Genomic DNA, 20,350 nt, shown 5'->3' with positions numbered 1-20,350 from the left:
AGCGACGAGGTCACGGCCGCAGCCGCGTCGCCGGGGTGGCGTCGCGGGTGCGGCGGCCGCGGATCAGGGTGTCGGCGGTGAGGGCCAGCAGCAGGACGAGGCCGGTGACGATGTAGCGGGAGGCCGTGTCCAGGTTCAGCAGCGTGAGGCCGCTGGAGATGGACGTGATGACGAGCACGCCGACCAGCGCCGACCAGGCGCTGCCCCGGCCGCCGAAGAGGCTCGTGCCGCCGATCACGGCCGCGGCGATGGCGGTCAGGAACGTCTCCGTGCCGCCCGTGCCCTGGTTCGCCGCGGCCAGCCGCCCCGTCGCGAGGACGCCGCCCAGCGCGGCGAGCGTCGAGCAGGCGACGAAGCACGACACCGTCGTGCGCCGCACCGCCACCCCCACCAGCAGCGCCGACCTGGGGTCGCCGCCCACCGCGCGCACGGCTCGGCCCCAGCGGGTGCGGCGCAGCAGCACGTCCACCACGACGACGAGCCCCACCAGCAGCACCACCGGGTAGCCGATGCCGCGCTCCGTGCCGAGGTAGCCGACGGTCACGACCAGCACCGCGGCCAGCGCGGCCACCCGCAGCAGGAGCCGGGCCAGGCTGATCACCGGCAGCTCGGCCCTGATCCGCCGGGCCCGCTCCGCCAGCTGGGCCACGGCGACCACGGCGACCGAGACGGCCACCAGGCTCCAGGCCGCCAGCGGGGAGAGGAAGCTCTCCTGCGCGAACCGCACCAGCCACGACTCGAAGGGCAGGTTGATCGACCCCTGCGCGCCGAGCACCCGGAGCTGCACGCCGGCGAGGGCCAGCAGCCCGGCGAGCGTCAGCACGAAGCTGGGCAGCCCGAGCCGGGTGGCCAGCAGGCCGTAGCCGAGGCCCACGACGACGCCCACGGCGAGCGCCAGCAGGACGCCGAGGGCGATCGGCCACTCCGCGGACACCGTGGTGACCGCGACGACCGCGGCGGCGAGACCGCTCACCGAGCCGACCGACAGGTCGATCTGCCCGACCAGCAGCACCAGGACCACGCCGAGCGCGATCACCCCGGTGGGCACGGACTGCAGGGTCAGGTTCACCAGGTTCTCGGCGGAGAGGAACGCCGGGTCGATGAGCGCGAACACGCCCCAGATCAGCACCAGGGCGCCGGTGACCGGGACCATGCCGAGCTGGCGGTCGGGGATGCGGTGCAGCAGCCGGTGCCAGGGCTCGTCGCCGGTGAAGGTGGCCACGAGCGGGCGCTGCTGCGGCGGTGCGGTGGTTCGGCTCATCGGGGCTTCCTGCCGCTCGGCCGGCTCACCCCGGTCATCGCGGCCAGCAGATCCTCGTACCCGACGCTGGCGGCGTCAAGCTCGCCGCCGACGCGGCCGAGCCGCAACACCGCGAAGCGGTCGGCGACCGCCTGGAGGTCGGCTGCCTGGTGGCTGATGAGGACCACCGCGTGCCCGCGCTCGCGGAGCCGCTCCACCAGGTTGAGCACCTCGGCGGTCTGCCGGACGCCGAGCGCCGCGGTCGGCTCGTCGAGGACGACGACCCGGGGCGAGCCGAGCAGCGCCCGCGCCACGGCGACGACCTGCCGCTGCCCGCCGGACAGCGCCCGCACCGGCACCCGGACCGACGGGACGCTGGTGGCGAGCTGCCCGAGCAGCTCCCACGCCCGGCGCTCCATCGCGACCTCGTCGAGGAACCCGCCGCGGGTCGGCTCGTGGCCGAGGAAGAGGTTCTCGACGACGTCGAGGTTGTCGCAGAGCGCGAGCTCCTGGAAGACCGCGGCGATGCCCAGGCCGCGGGCGACGGCGGGGGAGGCGAGCACCACGGGCGCCCCGTCGAGCAGGATCCGGCCGGCGTCCGGCCGGTACACGCCGGCGATCACGCCGGCCAGCGTCGACTTGCCGGCCGCGTTGTCGCCGACGACGGCCAGCACCTCGTGCTGGTGGATGTCCAGGTCGACGTCGATCAGGGCGCGCACCCCGCCGAAGTTCTTCGAGACCCCGCGCAGGGACAGCACGGGGGTGGTTCTGGCGCTCACGACCCCTCCCGGGCCAGGCCCGTGTCGGCGCAGGCCGCCGCGTAGTAGGGGGTGCAGATCTCCTCCGCCGTGTGCACCCCGCCGTCGACGAGGACGCGTTCCACGTCGTCGACGCCGACCGCCCTGGGGGCCAGCAGCAGGCTGGGCACGCCCTGGATGGTGGCGGTGGTGCGGGGGGACTCGCCGCGCAGCACGCGCACGGCCAGCTCGGCCGCGGTGCGGGCCTGCTCGGTGGTCGCCTTGAACACGGTCATGTACTGGTCGCCGGAGATGATGCGCTGGGCCGCGGCCAGCTCGCCGTCCTGCCCGGTGACGGGCGGCACCGGGTGGAACCCGGCGGCCTTCATGGCGGCGATCGCGCCGCCCGCGATGCCGTCGTTGGCGGCGTAGACGCCGTCGATCCGGTCGCCGAACCTGGCCACCTGGCTCTCCACCCAGTCGGTGGCCATGTCCGGGCTCCAGTCCGGGGTGTCGTACTCGGCGAGCACCTCGATGTCCTCTCCTTCGAGGGCACGGTCGACGCCGGCGGCGAGCGCGGCGGCGTTGGGGTCGGTCGGCGAGCCGTGGACGAGGAGGACGCCCGGGGGCCGGCCGTCCGCCCGGGGGCCCCGCTCCCTGACGGCGTCCTCGACGGCGGTCACCAGCGAGACGCCCTGCAGGTAGCCGATGAGCTCGCTGTCGAACGACACGTAGTAGTCGATGTCGACGTCGGCGATGAACCGATCGTAGGCGATGACGGGCACGTCGTGCCGGCGAGCCTCCCGGACGATGCTGACGGCCGCCGAGGTGTCGACGGCGTCGAGGACCAGCACGTCGGCGCCCCTGGCGAGCATCGACTCGGCCTGCTGCTGCTGGGTCGCGGCGTTCTGGTCGGCGTTGGCGTAGTACACCTCGCAGCCGGGGCAGCGCTCCTCGACGACATGGACGAACGTGGGACGGTCGGTCGTCTCGTAGCGGGCGGTCTTCACCTCCGGCAGCAGCAGCCCGATGGCGCCCTCCGGCGGGGCGCCAGGGCCGACCGCCCCGCACCCGGCCGTCGCCGCCAGCAGGAGCGCGGCGACGCCGAGCGCCGCGACCCGGAGCCGGTGGAGGCGGTGGAGAGGGCGGCGTATCACGGGGTCACCCCCAGCGCGCCGCTGATCCGGGCCGTGTCCAGGGCGACGGCCAGCGCGCCGCGCACCTCGGCGGCGGCGCCGAGCTCTGAGGCGACCACCCGGACCGGGCCCGCCGTGCTCGGCATGGTGCGCTGCTCGACGACGGTGCGCATCGGGCCGAGCAGGATCTCGCCGGCCCCGGCGAGCCGGCCGCCGACCACGACGATCTCGGGGTCGACGAGGTTGCACAGGTTGGCGGCGGCCACGCCCAGGTGCTGCCCGGTGTCCGACAGCACCCGGCGGCAGCCCGGGTCGCCCTCCCTGGCGCGGAGGATGACGTCGTCCAGCGTGAGGTGCCCGTGGCTGGCGGCGAGCATCCCGAGCAGGGCCGGCGCGCCGACGAACGTCTCCAGGCAGCCCCGGTTGCCGCACCGGCAGATCGGCCCGTTCTCGTCGACCGTCACATGGCCTATCTCGCCGGCGCCGCCCGCCCGGCCGTGCACCAGCTGGCCGCCCATGACGAGGCCGCCGCCAACCCCGTGCGAGACCCGCAGGTAGGCGACGTTCTCGTGCCCGGCGGCGGCACCGAGCCGGGTCTCGGCGAGGGCGCCGAGGTTGGCGTCGTTGTCGACCGCCACCGGGGCGGCCAACTCCGCGCCCATCACCTCGGGCACCACCACGCCGTCCCAGCCGCGCAGCATCCCGACCGTCGTGATGCGGCCGGTGCGGCGGTCGACCGCGGTGGGCAGGCAGACGCCCACGGCGAGCAACTCCTCGGGGCCCGCGTCGAGGGACTCCAGCATCTCCACGATCAGCAGCGCCGCGCGGCGCAGCCCGGCGTCGGCCCGGTGGTCGGGCGCCAGGGGCATCCGCTGGTCGGCGAGCACCTGCATCGCGGCGTCGGCGAGCGCGACCCGCAGGGACCGGCTGCCGAAGTGCACCCCGGCGACCAGGCCGAGACCCCGGGCGAGCGTGACCTGGAGGGCGCGCCGCCCGCTGCGGGTGGACGGGGAGGTGTGCAGCACCCCGCTGGCGGCCAGCTCCTTGACGATGTTGGAGACGGTGGCCGGGGACAGCCCTGTGACACCGGCCAGTTCTATCTGCGTGAGCGAGCCGTGCCGCTGGACGGCGCTCACGATCCGGGCTCGGTTGGCCTCACGTAGTGAAGTCTGCGAGCCGGGAGTCACCCGGTCAGTGCGCACGTCGGGCAGCTTACCCGCCGCACCCGCGCCCGGTCAGGACCGCGTTGGCCGCCGCCCGCCCCGCGACGCCCGCCCACCAGCCCTTTGGGTACAGGAGCTGACCGCACATAACGATTAGAGGCTCCTTTGAATTTACTTCTTGATTTCAACGAGGGTCGGCCCTTGGATGACCGCAGACACCAAGGACGCCCCCGGGGCGTCCCCCGGTACGGCAACGAAGGCGTAGGGAACACCCATGCGTGTCAATCGCAGGACCAGCACGATGGTGGCCGGCGCGGCCATCGCCGCCCTGACACTCGGGGCGTGCAGCGGTTCGAGCAACGGCGGCGGCGGTTCGAGCGGCGGCGGCGGTTCGAACGACGAGGTCGAGGTCTTCACCTGGTGGGCGGCCGGCTCCGAGAAGGCCGGACTCGACGCCCTGGTGGGCGCGTTCGAGGAGCAGCACCCCGATATCGAGTTCGTGAACGGCGCGGTCGCCGGCGGCGCCGGCTCGGCCGCCAAGGACCTCCTCCAGTCCCGCCTCCAGGCCAGCGACCCGCCGGACACCTTCCAGGCACACGCCGGCATGGAGCTGCTGGACTACATCAACGCGGCCCAGATCGAGGACGTCTCCTCGCTGTACGACGAGTTCGACCTGCGCGAGGCGTTCCCGTCGGACCTGATCGACCTGCTGACCCAGGACGGGCAGATCTACTCCATACCCTCCAACGTCCACCGGGCGAACGTGATGTGGTCCAACTCCGCGGTCCTGGAGGAGAACGGCATCGACCCGAACCCCAGCTACGCCTCGCTCGACGAGTGGTTCGAGGACCTCGACGCCCTCCAGGACGCCGGCGTCACCCCGCTGTCGGTCGCGACCGCCTGGACCCAGGTGCACCTGCTGGAGACGATCCTCCTCGCCGACCTCGGCCCCGACGCCTACACCGGCCTGTGGAACGGCTCGACCGACTGGGAGGGCGCCGACGTCACCGCCGCCCTCGAGGACTTCGAGCAGGCCATGAGCTACACCAACGGCGACCGCGACGGCCTCGACTGGCCCGAGGCGACCCAGATGGTCATCGACGGCAACGCCGCCTTCAACGTGATGGGCGACTGGGCGGTCGCCGCGTTCGAGGAGCAGGGCCAGGAGCTCGGCACCGACTTCGCCGCGGTCCCGGTCCCCGGCACCGACGGCGTCTTCGACTTCCTCGCCGACTCCTTCACCCTGCCGACGGGCGCCCCCAACCCCGAGGGCGCCCGCGCCTGGCTGGAGACGGTCGCCTCCCTGGAGGGCCAGACGGCGTTCAGCGTGGCCAAGGGCTCCATCCCCGCCCGCGTCGACGCCGACCCGGCCGACTTCTCCGAGTACCAGCAGACCGCCATGGAGTCCTACGGCCAGGACACCATCGTCTCCTCCCTGGCGCACGGCGCCGCCGTCCCGGTCTCCCAGCTGAACGCCATCACGGACGCCACCAGCAGGTTCACCTCCGGCGCCGCCGACCTGTCGACGTTCCAGTCGGAGCTCGCCGCCGCGACGGCCACCAGCTGATCGCCGGCATCGACCCGGAACACGTCACGGTGCGCCGCCGGCCCTTCCCCGCCGCCGGCGCGCCGTGACGACCCAAGGGAGACACGACACCGATGACACACACCCTGAAACGCGTCGGGCCGCCGCTGCTGTTGCTCGCCCCCTCGCTGGTCCTCGTGGGCGTCTTCGTCTACGGCCTGATCGCCGTGAACTTCGGGACGTCGACGACCGACATCCACACCGCGGCCCAGACCACGGGCCAGGAGCCGTCGACCACCGTCTGGTTCGACAACTACCTCGACCTCCTCGGTAACGACGCCTTCCAGCACTCACTCCGCAACCTGCTGCTCTACACCCTGGTGTTCCTGGCCGGCACCATGGTCATGGGCTTCCTGTGGGCGTGGCTGCTGGAGCGGCCGATCAGGGGCGAGGGGATCTTCCGCTCCATCTACCTGTTCCCGATGGCCGTCTCCTTCGTGGCCTCGGGCGTGGTGTGGCGGTGGCTGCTGAACTCAGGGCAGGACGAGTCCGCGACCGGCCTCAACCGGCTCTTCCAGATGACCGGCCTCGACTTCCTCCAGAACAACTGGTGGAACAACGTCGACTACGGCATCACGGCCATCGCGATCCCCGCCATCTGGCAGCTGTCGGGCTACGTGATGGCGCTGTTCCTCGCCGGCTTCCGCGGCATCCCCGACGAACTCCGCGAGGCGGCGCGGATGGACGGCGCGACCACCTGGCAGCTCTACCGGCACGTGCTGTTCCCGCAGCTCTCCCCGGTGGCGCTCTCCGCGCTGATCATCATCGGCCACATGTCGCTGAAGTCCTTCGACCTGATCATGTCCATCTCGAAGCCGGCGAACTACCAGACGAAGGTCCCCGCGGTGGACATGTACGTCTTCAAGTCCAGCTTCGACTACGCCAACGCGGCCGCCGTCGGCTCGATCCTGCTGGTCCTGGTGGCCGTCGTGGTCGTGCCCTACCTCGTCCGCACCAACCGCAGGGAGCGGTGATGGCAGCCACCCTCTCCACGACCACCGCCCAGCCGACCACCAAGCGTCCCGCGCCCCCTTCGCGGCGCCCCGCCGGCTTCCCCCTGGCCCGCACCCTGCGCTACGCCGCGCTCCTCTTCTTCCTCCTCATCGTCCTGATCCCGGTCTACGTGCTGCTGGTCACCAGCTTCAAGGGCCCGGGCGACGCGGCCCCGTCCCGCGCCTGGAGCCTCCCGTCGACCTGGACGCTGGACAACTGGCGCACGGCCGCCGACACGTTGACCCCCGCCATCGGACGCACCCTCCAGATGGTGATCCCCTCGGCGATCATCTCCGCGCTGCTCGGCTCGATCAACGGCTTCGTGCTCTCCCGCTGGTCCTTCCGCGGCGCCAACCTGGTGTTCACGCTCATCCTGTTCGGGATGTTCATCCCGTACCAGGCGGTGATCATCCCGCTGAACGAGCTGGTCCTCGACCTGTCCCTGCCGAGCGGTGTCCCCACCCTGATCCTCCTCCACGTCGTCTTCGGCATCCCGATCACGACGCTGATCTTCCGCAACTACTACCAGACCGTCCCCCACGAACTGGTCGAGGCCGCCCGCATCGACGGCGCCGGCATGCTGCGGACCTACTGGTCCGTCATCCTGCCGATCTCCATCCCCAGCTTCGTGGTCGTGCTGATCTGGCAGTTCACCTCGGCCTGGAACGACTTCCTGTTCGCGGTGTTCTTCTCGTCGAGCCAGAACGGCCCGGTCACGCTGGCGCTGAACAACCTGGCCAACGGCGCGCTCCTCCAGGACTACGGCGTCTCCATGGCCGGCGCGCTCTTCGCCTCCCTCCCGACGCTCGTCGTCTACATCGTCCTCGGCCGCTACTTCGTCGGCGGCCTGATGTCGGGGTCCGTCAAGAGCTGACGCCCCAGGGCTGGCTCGGTCGCACGAGGCGCGGTGGTCGGGATCGCGGAAGCGGTCCCGAGCACCGCGCCTCGCGATCGCCGTTCGGGTGGCGTTCGCGGCCACGCTGCGAGCCCTTAGCGCTTTTCCGGGGCGTGGGCGGCGAAGCCCTGGTAGTCGTACTCCTCGGCGAACACGACGACCAGGACGTTCCCGTCCGCCGAGGCGACGAAGAGATCGTCGCCCAACGCCCCGCGAACGATCGTGGCCCAGCCGCTCTCGGGCAGTTGGCACTCCAGCCAGGGGAAGAACGCCATACCGGTCCTGAGCAGCACGTGGGTGCCCAGGCCCTGGCCGTGAGCGAACGCCTCGAGCCAGGCGTTCACCCGCTCCGGCCCCGCCTCCTCGCTGATGGCCGTGGCGGGCACCGAGTCGGTCCTGGTGAACTCTCCGATCTTCGCGGGGATCCAGTCGGGTAGGTCCGCCGCCTGTCGGTAGCCCAGGCAGCGCACTCCGGCAAGCCGCCCGGGCAGGACCTCGGATTCCTTGCGCTCCCTGGTTTCCTGAAGCCTGAGGCGTAGTTCTTCGCTCGGCATCCGGTGTCATCCCGTGTAGGAGAAGTGGTGCTTGTCGCCGACCTGTTGGTAGGACGCCCAGAGGCCCTCGATGTCGTCGCGGAGCCACAGGGGGATCTCGACGCAGGGCCGGGGGGGCCGGTCATGGATGCCGAGGCGCGTTCCGTCGCGGGACCGGGCCGGGGGGAACGGATGGTGGCAGCACCCAGCGCATGGGTTCCCAGCCTCGCCTCGCGAAGAGGTTCCGAAAGTACTGCGCCCCTTCGAGGTTGGATACCGCGTACTGGACGCTGTCACCGCCGACGCCGTCGTTGAGTCCGAGCCGCTGCGTGCGGGCCTCCGCGTATCGCTGGATATCTGAAGCGGCCCCGCTGCGGAGCCTACTCGTAGACGAACGCGGCGCTGAAGATCATCGCGATGAGAGCCCAGTCAGGCTGTTCCGGAGTCTCCTTTCCTTGGTTGGCGAAGAAGCCATGCATAGAGCGAGTCCAGTACGCCGCAGCTCTGACGTAATCGACGGATCGCTCGTTCTCCTGCCTGAGTTCTCCTCGTTCGACTCGCTGCGCGAGTTGGAGCAGATATGCGGCAAGATCTTGCCGAGAGGTAATGCCGGAAAGATCAGGGGTTGGCATCGTCACGGGATGTTCCACACCTCGTCTCGTTCGCGTATCACAATGGACATTCCGTCAGTCACTGTCGTGAACTTCCAGGACTCGTTGATGGCCTCATCGGCGGTCGCCATGCGGAAAGGAATAGGGGTTCCCGCCATCTGGAAGGCCACCAGGCGCCGGTTGTCCAGGGTGAACAGGTTACCTTCTCTCACGACAAGCCTGATGGGTGGGAAGTCGGCGGCGTTCAGCCAGCCTGACCTCAGTCCTGATGCCACGTGGGCGATCGTCATCCCGTCGGAGAACCGGTAGCTCACTTCGTCCTGGGAGAACCGCACCAGGCTGGGGTTGATGCCAGGTGTTTGGTGGGCCGCGAGACCGAACGGGTCGGACCACGTGTGGGGGTTGTCGACGTAGGCGTAGTGGTTGGCGCTTGGTTCGAGGCCCAGTGGATCCGGTGTCGTGTAACGCGCAGTCTCGGGATCGTAGTGGCGATGGAAGTTGTAGTTCCAGCCTGTCTCCGCGTCCGCGTACTGGCCCGGGAACCGGAGGGGAATGGAGACGTGCCCGCCGGTTGACGTGCGAGTCACTCCCCAGAGCGTGGACCGCGCACTCCACTCTATCCGACCGTTCTCATCGATGAGATCGGTCGGCGCTCCGATCAGATCCGTGACGATCGCGTGGAACCGTGCGTCGACTTCCTCCTGAGGGGGTTCGGAGGACCGTTTGTTCCTGGTCTGCGCGATGGGGCGGCCAGCCTTGTAATCCCATGTGAGGCTGACCGAGAAGGCGTTCTCTGCCTCGGTGGTCGTCTGTTCCACCAACTCGGTGCCGAACCAGGTGAATTCCGTCCGCTCCACCACTTTATGAGAGGCGTCAAGTCGCTCTTTCGTGGTGCGACGCCCCAAGGGGTCGTAGCGGTACCGCCATGTGGTGCCATCAGGCGTGACGACCTGTGTCAGACGGTCTTCCGCATCCCAGCGGTATCGCCAGACCTCCGCCTTACGGGAAAGCCGTGTCTTCCGCCTCAGGGTGATCCGCCCCGCGTGGTCATACTCGTAGTGCGTGCGCCCAGCACGCACGATACGCATGCCGACGACGGATCGCTCCCCCTGACTTCCGCCGTCGTCCGTCGGGTCCCACTCGGCGGCCGTCTGGTTTCCGGCAGCGTCGTACTGATACCTTTCGCGCCACAGGGGAGTCCGGACCTCGGTGATGCGGCCCAGGGTGTCCGGCAGGAAGCTCACATCGCCCTCGTCGAGCCGAGTGATACCGGTGAGGACGTGGTCGGCTCGATAGGTGTATGAGCGCTCTCGTAGCGTTCCGTCGTGCGTGGTTACGGTCTCATGGGTCAGTCGGCCGAGCGCGTCCCAGGTGAACGCCATGTCCAGCGCGGAGCCGATGGTCCGGTGCGTCTCGCGTCCGGCGGCGTCGTGGGCGAAGGCCAGGGTGTGGCCACTCGTCGCCAGAGCTGTTTCGCGTCCCACGATGTCGTATGTCCATGTGCTCGTGTGCCCGGTGGGCGAGACGCGGACCAGCGGATGTCCCAGGTCGTCGTAGGACTGGGTGACGGACCTGCCGTTGAACGTCTCCCGCAGCACGCGGCCGATCCGGTCGCGCTCGATGATCAGCTCGCCTTCGGAGGCTGCCGCCTGTACCAGCCTGCCGACCTCGTCGTATCCGTACGTCGTGACGAGGCCGCCTACGTCCTTCCGGACGATCCGGCCGTTCGAGCCGCGGGTGAGGAGGACCGACTCGCCCGCGGCGTTGGACCGGGCGATGAGCTGCCCGGTCGCGTCGAGGGTGTAGGTGAGGGTTCGGCCGTCGAAGTCGGTTTCGGAGACCAGGCGGTTTGCTGTGTCGTACTCGTAGGACCACCTCAAACCATGAGGCCCCGTCACCCCGATGAGTCGTAGCTCGGTGTCACGGTCGAAGGTGTAGTGAGAGCCGTCTGGGTTGGTCTGCGAGATGGGTTGGTCAAACGGGCCGTACGAGAAGCGGGTGGTGCCCCCGTGTTCGTCGACGTGGGTGAGGCAGTTGCCTTCGGCATCCCAGGTCCACGTTTGGACGGCGCCCTGCGGGTCCGTAAGGGAGACCTGCCGGCCTTCCACGGTGTAGGTGGCCTGGTGCTCGCGACCCAGTGGGTCCGTTACCCCGACGAGGCGGCCGAACGCGTCTCGGGTGTAGCGCGTTGTTTCGCCCATGGCGTTCGTGACGGAGACGGGCAAGCCCGTGGCGTCGCAGCGGACCCGCGTGGTGTGTCCCGTCGGGTCGGTGACGGACGCCACGCCACCATGCTCGTCGTACGTCATGCGGGTACGACGCCCCTCCGGATCCGCCGTCGCGACCCGGTTTCCCGCGGCATCGTAGGCATGCCGCCATACGGTGCCGTCCGCCTGTGTGACTTCCACGGGAAGTCCGAACTCGTTGTACTCGGACCGGACACGGGAACCGTCGGGACGGGTGATCAGGGCTACGTTGCCGTGATCGTCATGCTCGTAGCGGGTCGTGCGGCCCAGGGGGTCGGTATGGGCGGTGAGGCGGTTGTTCTCGTCCCATTCGCGGTAGGTCGTGTGGCCCAGCGGGTCGGTTTCGGCGACCAGGCGGAAACGGTCGTTGAGCTGGTAGACGGTGGCGTGTCCCAGGGAGTTGGTCGCGGTGGTGCGCAACGCCGTCTCATCGTAGGAGTAGTGATACTCCAAAGCCCGGTCGGTGCCGGTGGTGAACACGCAGTGCCCCGATGCGTCGTACTCGTACCGGTACCAGGTGCCGTTGCGGTCCTCCCAGCGCGTCATCCGATGTTGGTCGTCGTAGACGAACGTGAGCGGTAGCCCGGAGGAGTTGTACACCTTGGCGAGGTTGCCTGCCTCGTCGTACTCGAACGCTCGCAGCAGCGGCGTGTCCGGGGCGGACAGCAGGGTGAGAGCGGTGATCCGGTCCTCGTGCACCGCGACACCGACCTGGTAGCCACCTGAGTGCGCGAGCTCGCGCGGTGCGCCTGCCGCGTCGTACGTCACGTCGATGCGGTTGCCGTTCCGGTCCGTGATGGCAACCAGGGGCAGCTCGCCGGCTGGCCGGCCGGGAACCGGTGCGAAGTGGAGAGCCTGGCCCGTTGCCTGTTGGTGGAGGGTGAACACCCCGCCTGGCTGGCCGTCCCAGGCCAGGCCCCAGCGCGGTCCGGTGACCGGCAGCACCGGGTACTCGGGGTCGGCCAGGGGAACGGGGTAGTGCAACCGCATCCCGTCCGCGGCGTAGAAGTCCACCCCGTACTCGTCCAACCTCAGCCGTTGATCCAGCGTCGAGGCCCACGACGGGCCGAACCAGTGTCCGTGCCGGTAGCCCGTGAGGTGCTCGCGCTGGAGGATCAGGGGCAGAACGCCGGGGAGTTCGAGGTCGACGTTGTGGAGCGTCATCTCCCCGGTGGCGATGTCGATCGGGTCCCCGATGAGTACCCTCCCCACGCCACGGATGCCTTCTGCCTCCCACATTCGGCCCAAGTTCCGCAGATTGCCCGCGTAACCGCGCAGCCCGGTTCGCGCGGCGCTGAGGCCGCCGCGTAGTCCGCGGGCGAGGCCGCCGAGGGTGGTGAGGCCTTTCATGCCGGGGATGCAGTCGAGGGCGGCGAAGGCGACGTCCCAGAGGGTGGCGCGGCCGTTGGCGTAGTCGTAGAGGGTGTCGGCGAGGACGACGAGGGCGGCGGCGAGGACGACCCAGGCGAGGGGGCCGCCGATGATCATCACCACGATGCCCAGCACCGCGACGACGACCTTGCAGATTTCGACGATGGTGTCCCAGTTTTCTGAGACCCAGTGGATGGCGTCTTCCCACCAGCGGCGGTTCTGGATGCCGGCGTCGGAGGCGGCGTCGATCTCGGAGGCGCAGGTGCGGGCGGCCTCCTCGCGCATCTCCTTGGCGTCTTGGGCGAGTTGGCGGGCGGCGGAGAGGGCTTCCTCGGCGGAGTCGACGCGGGACTGGGCGGAGGTGGCGGCTTCGTTGGCGGCGGTGGCGTCGCGGGTGGCGGCGCGGACCTCGGCTTCGGAGGGTGGTTCGACGTTCTCGCGTTCGCCCTCGCGTTCCAGGCGTTCGGCCTCGTCGCCGGCGCGGGAGACCCAGTCCTGGGCGTCGGTGAGCGCGGCTTGGGCGGTGGAGAGGTCGGCCTGGGCGGCGATGGCGCGGTCCAGGGCGCGGTCGGCCATGCCCTGGGCGGTCTCCAGCTTGGGCCAGTAGGTCTGGAGGGCCTGGGCGGCCATGTCGTAGGAGGTCTGGAGTTTCTGGAGGTTGGGCGGCACGCCGTCGAACTCGGAGCGGAAGGCTTCGGCGGACAGTCCCGCCCAGTCGAGGACGGCCCGGTCCTCGGCCATGCCACGGATGCGGCCGAGCGCCTCGCCGACGTCGTCCGCGAAGGTCTGGAGGTCGTCGGCGAGTTCCCGTACCTCGTCCGGGTTTCCGGGTGTCGGGTCCCGGTCCATGTCGACAGGTGACCAGTCAGACGGACGTGCCACGATCTTCCCCCCCGTGGTGATCAAGCAACGTTCAGACGCTCAACCACCACGTAAGTAAACAGGACATCAGAGATCAACAGCCATGCCCTCGGCAACAACCCGGTCAGCACTCCGTGGACTCGACCTGACCGGGCTGTCCGTCGCTCGTCGGTGGTGCGATACCGCACCACCGAACGGAGCGGAGGCTGGTCGCGGCTACAGAAGGTGGTCGGCCTTGCCGGCCTTGATGTCAGTGATCAGGGTGCGGAGCGCTTCGACGGTGTCGGTGAGGTAGTGCCCTTCTTGGCCGTTGACGGCTATGTAGGCGTTGCCTTCCGTGTCGGTACCGAGGCGGAAGCACGAGTTGCCCTCGCCGCAGAACGGCGCTTCCCAGGTGATGTCAGACATCGGATCCATCCTCACAGTTGACGGGCGATATCGCGGATGAGGTCACGGGAACTGTCCGGAAGCAGGGCCAGCTCTTCCAGCCAGTCGAACTGCTCCCGGTACTTGGCGAGCTGACTGTCGGCATGCAGGAATGCGGGCCCATGCATGCTGTCCACCTGCACCGTATCCAGTTGGGGGACCGCGCCCTCGGCGTAGAGGGCGTTCTGGCCGGCACCCGGGAAGGCGCCCCGTGCGAAGGGCAGCACCAGCACGGTCACATTGTCCCGCTCGGACATTTCCACCAGGTGTTCCAACTGGGCCCGGGCGACCTCGGGGCCGCCGAAGCGCATGCGGAGGGCGGCCTCGTGAATGATGGCGACGTACGGGGTCGCGCAGTCCCCCGTGATCACCTGCTGACGCTCGGAGCGGTGCGCCAACCTGAGCGCCACCTCGTGTTCGGGGAGGCGTGGCACCACGACGCGGAAGACGGCCGTCGCGTGCTCGGGGTCTGGAGCAGGCCCGGGATGTGCACGGTGTTCGCGACCCGCATCCGCACCGTCGATGACTCCAACTCGGCGATGTCCAGCATCCCCTGCGGGAGGCTGCCGCGATACCGCTCCCACCACCCGGCCCGGGCGTCGGCCATGGCCACGAGGTCTTCCACGTACGCGGCGTCTCCGCATAGGTAGTGGGTGGCCAGCTTGCGTACGCGTTCCGCGTTGATGGTTCGCGTGCCGGACTCCATGTTCGCGATACGCGTCCGGTCCATGCCCAGCAGCCCGGCCGCGTAGTCGGTGGTGACGTCTGCGGCGAGCCGGAGCTTGCGCAGTTCGGCGCCCAGGCGTTTCTGACGCTCGGTCGGTGTGCGTCGCGTTGACATGCGGTTCCTTCCGCTGCTCTGTGCCAAGTCTGGCGGGTAGCGGGCCCCGCCCACCCTCCTTGGGGGGTAATTGCCTCTCTTCGGCGGACAATTAGCACGCCCTACGCTGGCTTGGAGTCACGCGTAGGTCGCACTCGGCAGTTGCCGGAAGCGCACCGCGCGCGCATGCCCGCCCGCCCTGGGGTGGGTGTGCCGCGTCCAGGGCGGCGAGCCACCGGCAGACGCGTCACAAAACCGCGTCGCCGCATCGGAGTTCGCCATGCCTGACATCCCGCTCGTGCCCGCCCTCTGACAGTTCCCCGCTCACCCGGCCTCGGTGGGCCGCGCCCGTCGCGCCGTCGCCCAGACGCTTCCGTCGGGCCTGCCGAGCTGTCTCGCCGACGACATCGGCCTGTTGACGTTCGAGCTGGTCACCAACGCCATCCGGCACGGGACCAGCCAGCAGGATGAACGTGTCGAACTCGTTCTGTGGCCCGCCGAGGGCCACTACTGGCTCGCCGTCTCCGATCCGGGCACGGCCGCGCCGACTCGCGCGGGCCCGGACGGTGAGGGCGGCAGGGGCCTGCTCCTCGTCGATCGGCTGGCCGCCGCCTGGGCCGTCCGGCCCCGGCCCCTCCGTGGCACGTCCGTCGTCGCCGGTCTTCCGCTCCGCCGGGAGGTCAGTTGATGATCGCCACGACCTGGACGGGGAGGTCCGTGTCGTCCTGCTTGGCCCCCAGGATCAGGCGGCGGGGCGCGGAGGTCCAGGCGGTGTGCCAGCAGAACTCCTCGGCCTCCTGCTCGTCGAGCTCGGTTCCGGTCAGCGAGGTGGTGTGACCGCTGGCGGCCACCTGTTCCGCGAGGGCGCGTCCCGCCGTCTCGGCCTCCGCCCAGAGGCCCTCGACGTAGTCGAAGTCCTCGGCGTCGGCGGCGGCCTGCTCGTCGTAGTCGCGGAGCCACAGGGTGATCTCGATGCGAGGCCGAGGGAGCCGGTCCTGGATGCCGAGGCGTAGGCCGTCGCGGGACCAGGCCCGGGGGACGGGCGGTGGCGGTACCCGGCGCACGGGTTCCCAGCCCTGCCGCTCTAGCGCCGGGCCGACATCCTCGGCGGTGAGGGCGGGCAGATCGCGCAGCGCCTGAACGAGGTTCAGTACGTCGTTCATCCCCACATTCCGTTCGCTGGTACGTGACACCGGGGCGTGCGACCGGCACCTCATCCTCTCGAACACCGGCTCTGTGAGAATGACCGGCAGTTGGGCGGGTGTGGAACGGGGGTTCGGTTCGGTGCAGTCGGTGGTCGCGAACATCGCGATAGGTCTGGTGACCAGCCTGCTCGGTGGTGGGTTCGTCTGGCTGTGGGAGCGGGCCAAGCGGGCCCGGGCCGTGAACCGGAGGGCGGACTTCTTCGGGGTGCGGCCGGAGGAGACGTGCCTCGTCGTGGTGGGCCGCAAGCACGACGCCCCTGGCAGCCCGCACTACCGGGACGTTCGGGCGGTCGTCGAGCTGACGCTGCTGGCGGGTGAGTTGGGCTGCCGGGTCTCGGTGGAGCCGGGCACGTTCCGGGGGAGTAACGGCGACCGTACCGAGTTCTGTGTCGGTGGCCCGCTCGGGGAGGTCAATGCCCGGGCCAGTGGCCACCTTGCCGCGCATCTGCCGGGGGTCGTCTTCCATCCCTACGACGGCAGGCGTCGGAACTCGGTGGCCATCGAGGTCGGCGGGGAGAAGTACCAGTACGAGCCCGACGCACGGGAGTACGCCGTGGTCGCCAAGTTCACTCCCGTCGAGTCAAGTCGTCCCGTCTTCCTGGTGTGTGGCCAGTCGTCGATGGCCAATCTGGCCGCCATCCACTTCCTGCGCCGGGAGTTCGCGGCGGTCGCCAGAGGGCTGAGGTCGACCGAACGCTTCTGTCTGCTGATCCGGGTCTCCGACAGCGCGACGTACGAGCACCACCGCGCGGAGTTGGCGAAGGACGTGTCGGTGGCCGCGTTCGCCAGGTGAGGGAGACTCCGGCGACGCCACGGCGGCGGGCGCCGAGGCCGGCGTGGGTCAGGACTGGGTCAGCCAGCGCTCGGCGCCGAGCCGGTGCCGCCAGTCGACGGAGGTGAGGGAGACGCCGTGGCCCACCAGGACGACCTGGCACATGGTCTGCGTCTCACCGGCGTCGATGCTGATCACCCGGTCCGCCCCGGGGGAGGCGCACCAGTCCGGCAGCCCTACCGCCGAGAGGGCGTTCTCCGGCTCGAACGGCCCGCCGTCGTCGGCCTGGACCAGGAGGGAGCCGGTCGGATCGGGCCCCTCGTACGGGCCGCTCTCGTTGGTGAGGGACAACTGGACGTAGAGCGGGTCGAAGCCCGGGTGGTCCTCCGCGACGAGGTCGGTGCCCGCCAGGTCGTCCCAGCTGCCGCCCTCGACCCGCTCCACGGTGACGTCGAAGTCCCAGGCGTCGCCGAAGGAGTTCTCGTGGAACATCCTCGGTCCTGAGGGCTCGCCCAGCGCGTGGGTCGTGACGGCGGTCTCCGTGGACTCGCCCGCGTCGGCGGGAGGGGGGTCCTCGTCCTCGGTCGCCGCGCCGCCGGAGGCGTCCTCCGGAGTCTCCTCCCGGGTCGGAGTCTCCTCCTGGGTCGTGCCGGCGTCGTCCGGGGGCTGCTCCTCGTCGGAGTTGCAGGCGGTAAGGGTCAGGGCAAGGGCCACGACGGGGCCGATCGCAGAGCGCCAACGGTGCTTGTGTGCTGCCATGAGTGCTGAGTTCCCTCTGTGCAAGCGATGGTTGTTCCGTCCGAGCGAGCTCGCCGTCTGGATCGAGTGTTCCCGGTCGCGAACGCCCCGAAGCCCCGCCGAGCCGCGGTCTCGCCGCCCGAACCCGGCCGGCTGCCGCTGATGGCGGCCGGTGACCGGGCGCCGCGGACGGTACCGTGCGGTCCGTGGGGGAGCAGTGGTATCGGGACGGAGAGAGGGCATCGTGACGGAGACCCCGCCCGAGGACGTCGCGCCGGTCATCGGCTGTGACGAGCCCGGCAGTTTCGCCCGGGACGTGCTGGTGACGCGGCATCCGGCGCTGATCCGGCAGGTCCGCGACGCGCATCCCTACACTCCGGCGCAACTTCTCGCGTTGGACGCGCTGTTGGGCGAGATCACCGAGGGCGTCGTGCGGCCCCTGCCGCCCGAGGCGCACGACCACGCGGTGTGGAGGCACTGGCGCATGGCCGAGCACGTCGGCCGGTCCTGGTTCGACGCGTCGTTCCTGTGGGCGGAGAGCTACTTCTACCGTCGCCTCCTGCAGGCCGTGGACTACTTCGGCCCCGGGCCCTGGCAGGGCATCGACCCCTTCGCCCCGGCCAAGCGGGCCGAGCTGCACAGCGCGGCCGTCGACGAGGAGCTCCACGCGCTCGACACCCTGCCCGGCCTTTCCCGGGCGGACGAGGCCGCCGCGCTGATCCAGGCCGCCCTCTGGGGCAACCGTGCCGACCTCGGGTTCCTCACCACCGCCGCCGAGTCCGCCCGGTCGACGTCGGGCCTGGTCGCCGACGACACCGACCGGCTGTGGGCCCTGCTCGGCGCCGAGCCCCCCGGCACCGTCGCCGTGATCGCCGACAACGCGGGGCGTGAGCTCATCCCGGACCTCGTGCTCATCGACCACCTGCTGCGCCACGGCCACGCCCATACCGTGGTCCTGCACCTCAAGCCGCAGCCGTACTACGTCTCGGACGCCACCCTCGCCGACCTCGTCGACGCGCTGCGCCGGCTGGCCCGCGCCCCGGGGCACGCCGGCCAGGTCGGCGACCGGCTGTGGCAGGCCATGGCGACCGGGCGGCTCCGCCCCGCCGCCCACCCCTTCTTCTGCGCCCCGCTGCCCTACTCGGCGATGCCCGACGACCTCCGCCGGGACCTGGCCGGGTGCACGCTGACCATCCTGAAGGGGGACCTGAACTACCGGCGGTTGGTGGGCGACCGGCTGTGGCCGCCCACCACCCCCTTCGAGCGGCTGACGGCGTACTTCCCCACCCCGGTGGCCGCCCTGCGCACCCTGAAGTCCGACGTGATCACGGGCCTGACCGCCGACCGGGTCGCCGAGCTCGACGCCACGGGCGACCGCTGGCGCGTCAGCGGCAGCCACGCCCTGGTCCAGGTCCGGGGCGCCTGACCCGAACGGCCCACACGCGGCCCCCGCCGCCGGTGGCATGTGTCTCCTGGCGTCCGTCGCGGGCACGGACGCCGCGAGCCGAGCGCCGGGAGGAACCGCCGTGCCAGAACCCACCCCACCGGAAGCCCACTGGCTCTTCGGCGACCAGCTCGGCCCGCACTTCCTGCCCCGCGGGCGCCCGCTGCTGATGATCGAGGCGCGGTCCGTGCTCCGCCGCCGCCGGTTCCACCGGGCCAAGGCGCACCTGGTGCTCTCCGCGATGCGCCACCGCGCGGCCGAACTCGGCGACCGGGTGCGCTACGTGCGGGCCGACACCTACCGCCAGGGCCTGCGCGAGGCCGCCGACCTCGGCCGGCTGACGGTCCACCACCCCACCTCGCACGCCGCGCTGGCCCTCGTCACTCGGCTGGACCGGGTCGACGTGCTGCCCGCCCGCGGCTTCCTCGTCGGCCAGGAGGAGTTCCGCGCCTGGGCCGAGACCCGTGCCCTCCGCCAGGAGGACTTCTACCGCTGGGTGCGCCGCCGCCTCGGCCTGCTGATGGACGGCGACGAGCCGGCCGGCGGGCGCTGGAACCTCGACCGCGAGAACCGCGAACCGCCGCCGTCCGACGCGGCCACCCTGGACGCCCCCGGCCCCTACCGGCCGCGCGAGGACGACATCGACGCCGAGGTCCGCGCCGACCTCGACCGCTGGGAGCGCGCCGGCGACGTCTCCTTCGTCGGCCGGGACGGACCGCGCCGCTTCCCCGCCACCCGCCGCGAGGCCCGGGCGGCGCTGCGGCGCTTCGTCCGGCACCGGCTCGCCGGCTTCGGCCCGCAGGAGGACGCGATGCTCGCCGACGACCCGGTGATGAGCCACAGCCTGCTCTCCTCCTCGCTCAACCTCGGCCTGCTGGACCCGGCCGAGTGCGTCGCCGCCGCCGAGGCCGCCTGGCGGGCCGGCGACGCCCCGCTGCGCAGCGTCGAGGGGTATGTGCGCCAGGTCGCCGGCTGGCGCGAGTACGTGTGGCACCTCTACTGGCACTTCGGCCCCGACTACCGTCGGGAGAACGTGCTGGGCCACACCGCCCCGCTGCCCGACTGGTTCACGGAGCTCGACGCCGACGTGGTGACGGCCCGCTGCCTCGCCATCGTCCTGGCCCAGGTGCGGGACGTCGGCTGGACCCACCACATCCCCCGCCTGCTGGTGCTCGGCAGCCATGCCCTGCAGCGCGGCTGGGACCCGGCCGCCGTCACCGACTGGTTTCACCGCTGCTTCGTCGACGGCTACGACTGGGTGATGCTGCCCAACGTCGTCGGCATGTCGCAGTACGCCGACGGCGGCCGGATGACCACCAAGCCGTACACCACGGGCGGCGCCTACCTGAACCGGATGAGTGACTACTGCGGCCCCTGCGCCTACCGCCCCGACGTCCGGGTCGGCGACGACGCCTGCCCCTACACCGTCGGCTACTGGTCCTTCCTGGACCGGCACCGCGACCGCCTCGCCGGCACCCCCCGCATGGCCCGCACGATCGCGAACCTGGACCGGCTCACCGACCTCGACGCGGTGCGGGAGGAACACCGACGGCGCGCCGGCGGGGCGCCGTGAC

General features: G+C 70.7%; 17 protein-coding genes and 1 pseudogene. 7 read left to right on the top strand and 11 right to left on the bottom strand.

Annotated features, from left to right (window positions below; translation table 11 throughout):
- Positions 1–10: 10 nt before the first annotated feature.
- The 4 genes from ACFWI8_RS09660 to ACFWI8_RS09645 are packed head-to-tail and all read right to left on the bottom strand — an operon-like array spanning position 11 to position 4,249.
- A complete protein-coding gene (locus ACFWI8_RS09660; protein WP_387087788.1) occupies positions 11–1,261 on the bottom strand; it encodes a sugar ABC transporter permease in 1,251 nt (416 codons plus the stop codon).
- Complete coding sequence (locus ACFWI8_RS09655) at positions 1,258–2,019, bottom strand: ATP-binding cassette domain-containing protein (RefSeq protein WP_387087786.1); 762 nt, start codon at positions 2,017–2,019, stop codon at positions 1,258–1,260. Before ACFWI8_RS09655 ends, ACFWI8_RS09660 begins: the two co-directional genes overlap by 4 nt.
- Positions 2,016–3,134: a substrate-binding domain-containing protein gene (locus ACFWI8_RS09650; protein ID WP_387087783.1), complete on the bottom strand. Its 1,119-nt coding sequence runs from the start codon at positions 3,132–3,134 to the stop codon at positions 2,016–2,018. The genes ACFWI8_RS09655 and ACFWI8_RS09650 overlap by 4 nt, the downstream gene beginning before the upstream one ends.
- Entirely contained in the window at positions 3,131–4,249 is a 1,119-nt protein-coding gene (locus ACFWI8_RS09645) for an ROK family transcriptional regulator (RefSeq protein ID WP_387087780.1), read from the bottom strand. Before ACFWI8_RS09645 ends, ACFWI8_RS09650 begins: the two co-directional genes overlap by 4 nt.
- Positions 4,250–4,550: 301 nt before the next feature.
- On the opposite strand from ACFWI8_RS09645, the gene ACFWI8_RS09640 reads away from it, so the two are divergent.
- The 3 genes from ACFWI8_RS09640 (at position 4,551) to ACFWI8_RS09630 (ending at position 7,728) form a co-directional block, all read left to right on the top strand.
- Positions 4,551–5,843 carry an ABC transporter substrate-binding protein gene (locus ACFWI8_RS09640; RefSeq protein WP_387087777.1) on the top strand — a complete coding sequence of 431 codons (1,293 nt, stop codon included), beginning with the start codon at positions 4,551–4,553 and terminating at the stop codon, positions 5,841–5,843.
- Between the two features lie 92 nt (positions 5,844–5,935).
- A complete protein-coding gene (locus ACFWI8_RS09635; RefSeq protein ID WP_387087774.1) occupies positions 5,936–6,835 on the top strand; it encodes a carbohydrate ABC transporter permease in 900 nt (299 codons plus the stop codon).
- A complete protein-coding gene (locus ACFWI8_RS09630) occupies positions 6,835–7,728 on the top strand; it encodes a carbohydrate ABC transporter permease (protein ID WP_387087771.1) in 894 nt (297 codons plus the stop codon). The genes ACFWI8_RS09635 and ACFWI8_RS09630 overlap by 1 nt, the downstream gene beginning before the upstream one ends.
- Before the next feature lie 116 nt (positions 7,729–7,844).
- Here ACFWI8_RS09630 and ACFWI8_RS09625 read toward each other — a convergent pair whose 3' ends face one another.
- The 5 genes and pseudogenes from ACFWI8_RS09625 to ACFWI8_RS09605 all read right to left on the bottom strand — a co-directional run bounded on the left by ACFWI8_RS09625 (position 7,845) and on the right by ACFWI8_RS09605 (position 14,638).
- Positions 7,845–8,303: a hypothetical protein gene (locus ACFWI8_RS09625; protein ID WP_387087768.1), complete on the bottom strand. Its 459-nt coding sequence runs from the start codon at positions 8,301–8,303 to the stop codon at positions 7,845–7,847.
- A 359-nt stretch (positions 8,304–8,662) separates the two neighbouring features.
- Entirely contained in the window at positions 8,663–8,920 is a 258-nt protein-coding gene (locus tag ACFWI8_RS09620) for a hypothetical protein (RefSeq protein WP_387087766.1), read from the bottom strand.
- The gene (locus ACFWI8_RS09615) at positions 8,917–13,359 is read right to left on the bottom strand and encodes an RHS repeat-associated core domain-containing protein (protein WP_387087763.1); all 4,443 of its coding nucleotides are present in this window, start codon (positions 13,357–13,359) and stop codon (positions 8,917–8,919) included. The genes ACFWI8_RS09620 and ACFWI8_RS09615 overlap by 4 nt, the downstream gene beginning before the upstream one ends.
- Before the next feature lie 228 nt (positions 13,360–13,587).
- Entirely contained in the window at positions 13,588–13,779 is a 192-nt protein-coding gene (locus ACFWI8_RS09610) for a hypothetical protein (RefSeq protein WP_387087761.1), read from the bottom strand.
- A gap of 11 nt (positions 13,780–13,790) precedes the next feature.
- Positions 13,791–14,638: pseudogene (locus ACFWI8_RS09605) on the bottom strand (helix-turn-helix domain-containing protein).
- A 316-nt stretch (positions 14,639–14,954) separates the two neighbouring features.
- Here ACFWI8_RS09605 and ACFWI8_RS09600 point away from each other — a divergent pair.
- On the top strand, positions 14,955–15,305 hold the full coding sequence (locus ACFWI8_RS09600; RefSeq protein WP_387087758.1) for an ATP-binding protein: 351 nt from the start codon (positions 14,955–14,957) through the stop codon (positions 15,303–15,305).
- Here the strand turns inward: ACFWI8_RS09600 and ACFWI8_RS09595 are convergent.
- Positions 15,298–15,780, bottom strand: a complete 483-nt coding sequence (locus ACFWI8_RS09595; RefSeq protein ID WP_387087755.1) for a hypothetical protein — start codon at positions 15,778–15,780, stop codon at positions 15,298–15,300. The two genes, ACFWI8_RS09600 and ACFWI8_RS09595, sit on opposite strands and share 8 nt — an antisense overlap.
- Positions 15,781–15,901: 121 nt before the next feature.
- Here ACFWI8_RS09595 and ACFWI8_RS09590 point away from each other — a divergent pair, with 121 nt between their 5' ends.
- The gene (locus ACFWI8_RS09590; RefSeq protein ID WP_387087752.1) at positions 15,902–16,615 is read left to right on the top strand and encodes a hypothetical protein; all 714 of its coding nucleotides are present in this window, start codon (positions 15,902–15,904) and stop codon (positions 16,613–16,615) included.
- 48 nt (positions 16,616–16,663) lie between these two features.
- Here the strand turns inward: ACFWI8_RS09590 and ACFWI8_RS09585 are convergent, their stop codons facing one another.
- Positions 16,664–17,353, bottom strand: coding sequence for a hypothetical protein (locus tag ACFWI8_RS09585; protein ID WP_387087750.1), 690 nt, complete (start codon positions 17,351–17,353; stop codon positions 16,664–16,666).
- A 223-nt stretch (positions 17,354–17,576) separates the two neighbouring features.
- Here ACFWI8_RS09585 and ACFWI8_RS09580 point away from each other — a divergent pair, with 223 nt between their 5' ends.
- Together ACFWI8_RS09580 and ACFWI8_RS09575 are read left to right on the top strand one after the other, a co-directional pair.
- On the top strand, positions 17,577–18,758 hold the full coding sequence (locus ACFWI8_RS09580; RefSeq protein ID WP_387087747.1) for a damage-control phosphatase ARMT1 family protein: 1,182 nt from the start codon (positions 17,577–17,579) through the stop codon (positions 18,756–18,758).
- Between the two features lie 100 nt (positions 18,759–18,858).
- Positions 18,859–20,349 carry a cryptochrome/photolyase family protein gene (locus tag ACFWI8_RS09575; protein WP_387087743.1) on the top strand — a complete coding sequence of 497 codons (1,491 nt, stop codon included), beginning with the start codon at positions 18,859–18,861 and terminating at the stop codon, positions 20,347–20,349.
- Position 20,350: the final 1 nt, after the last annotated feature.

The organism is Streptomyces sp. NPDC127098 (assembly GCF_042722465.1).
In the GTDB taxonomy this organism is placed as follows: domain Bacteria; phylum Actinomycetota; class Actinomycetes; order Streptomycetales; family Streptomycetaceae; genus Streptomyces; species Streptomyces millisiae.
Note: the sequence above shows the minus strand (reverse complement) of the source record. Positions and strands in the feature narration are given on the sequence as shown.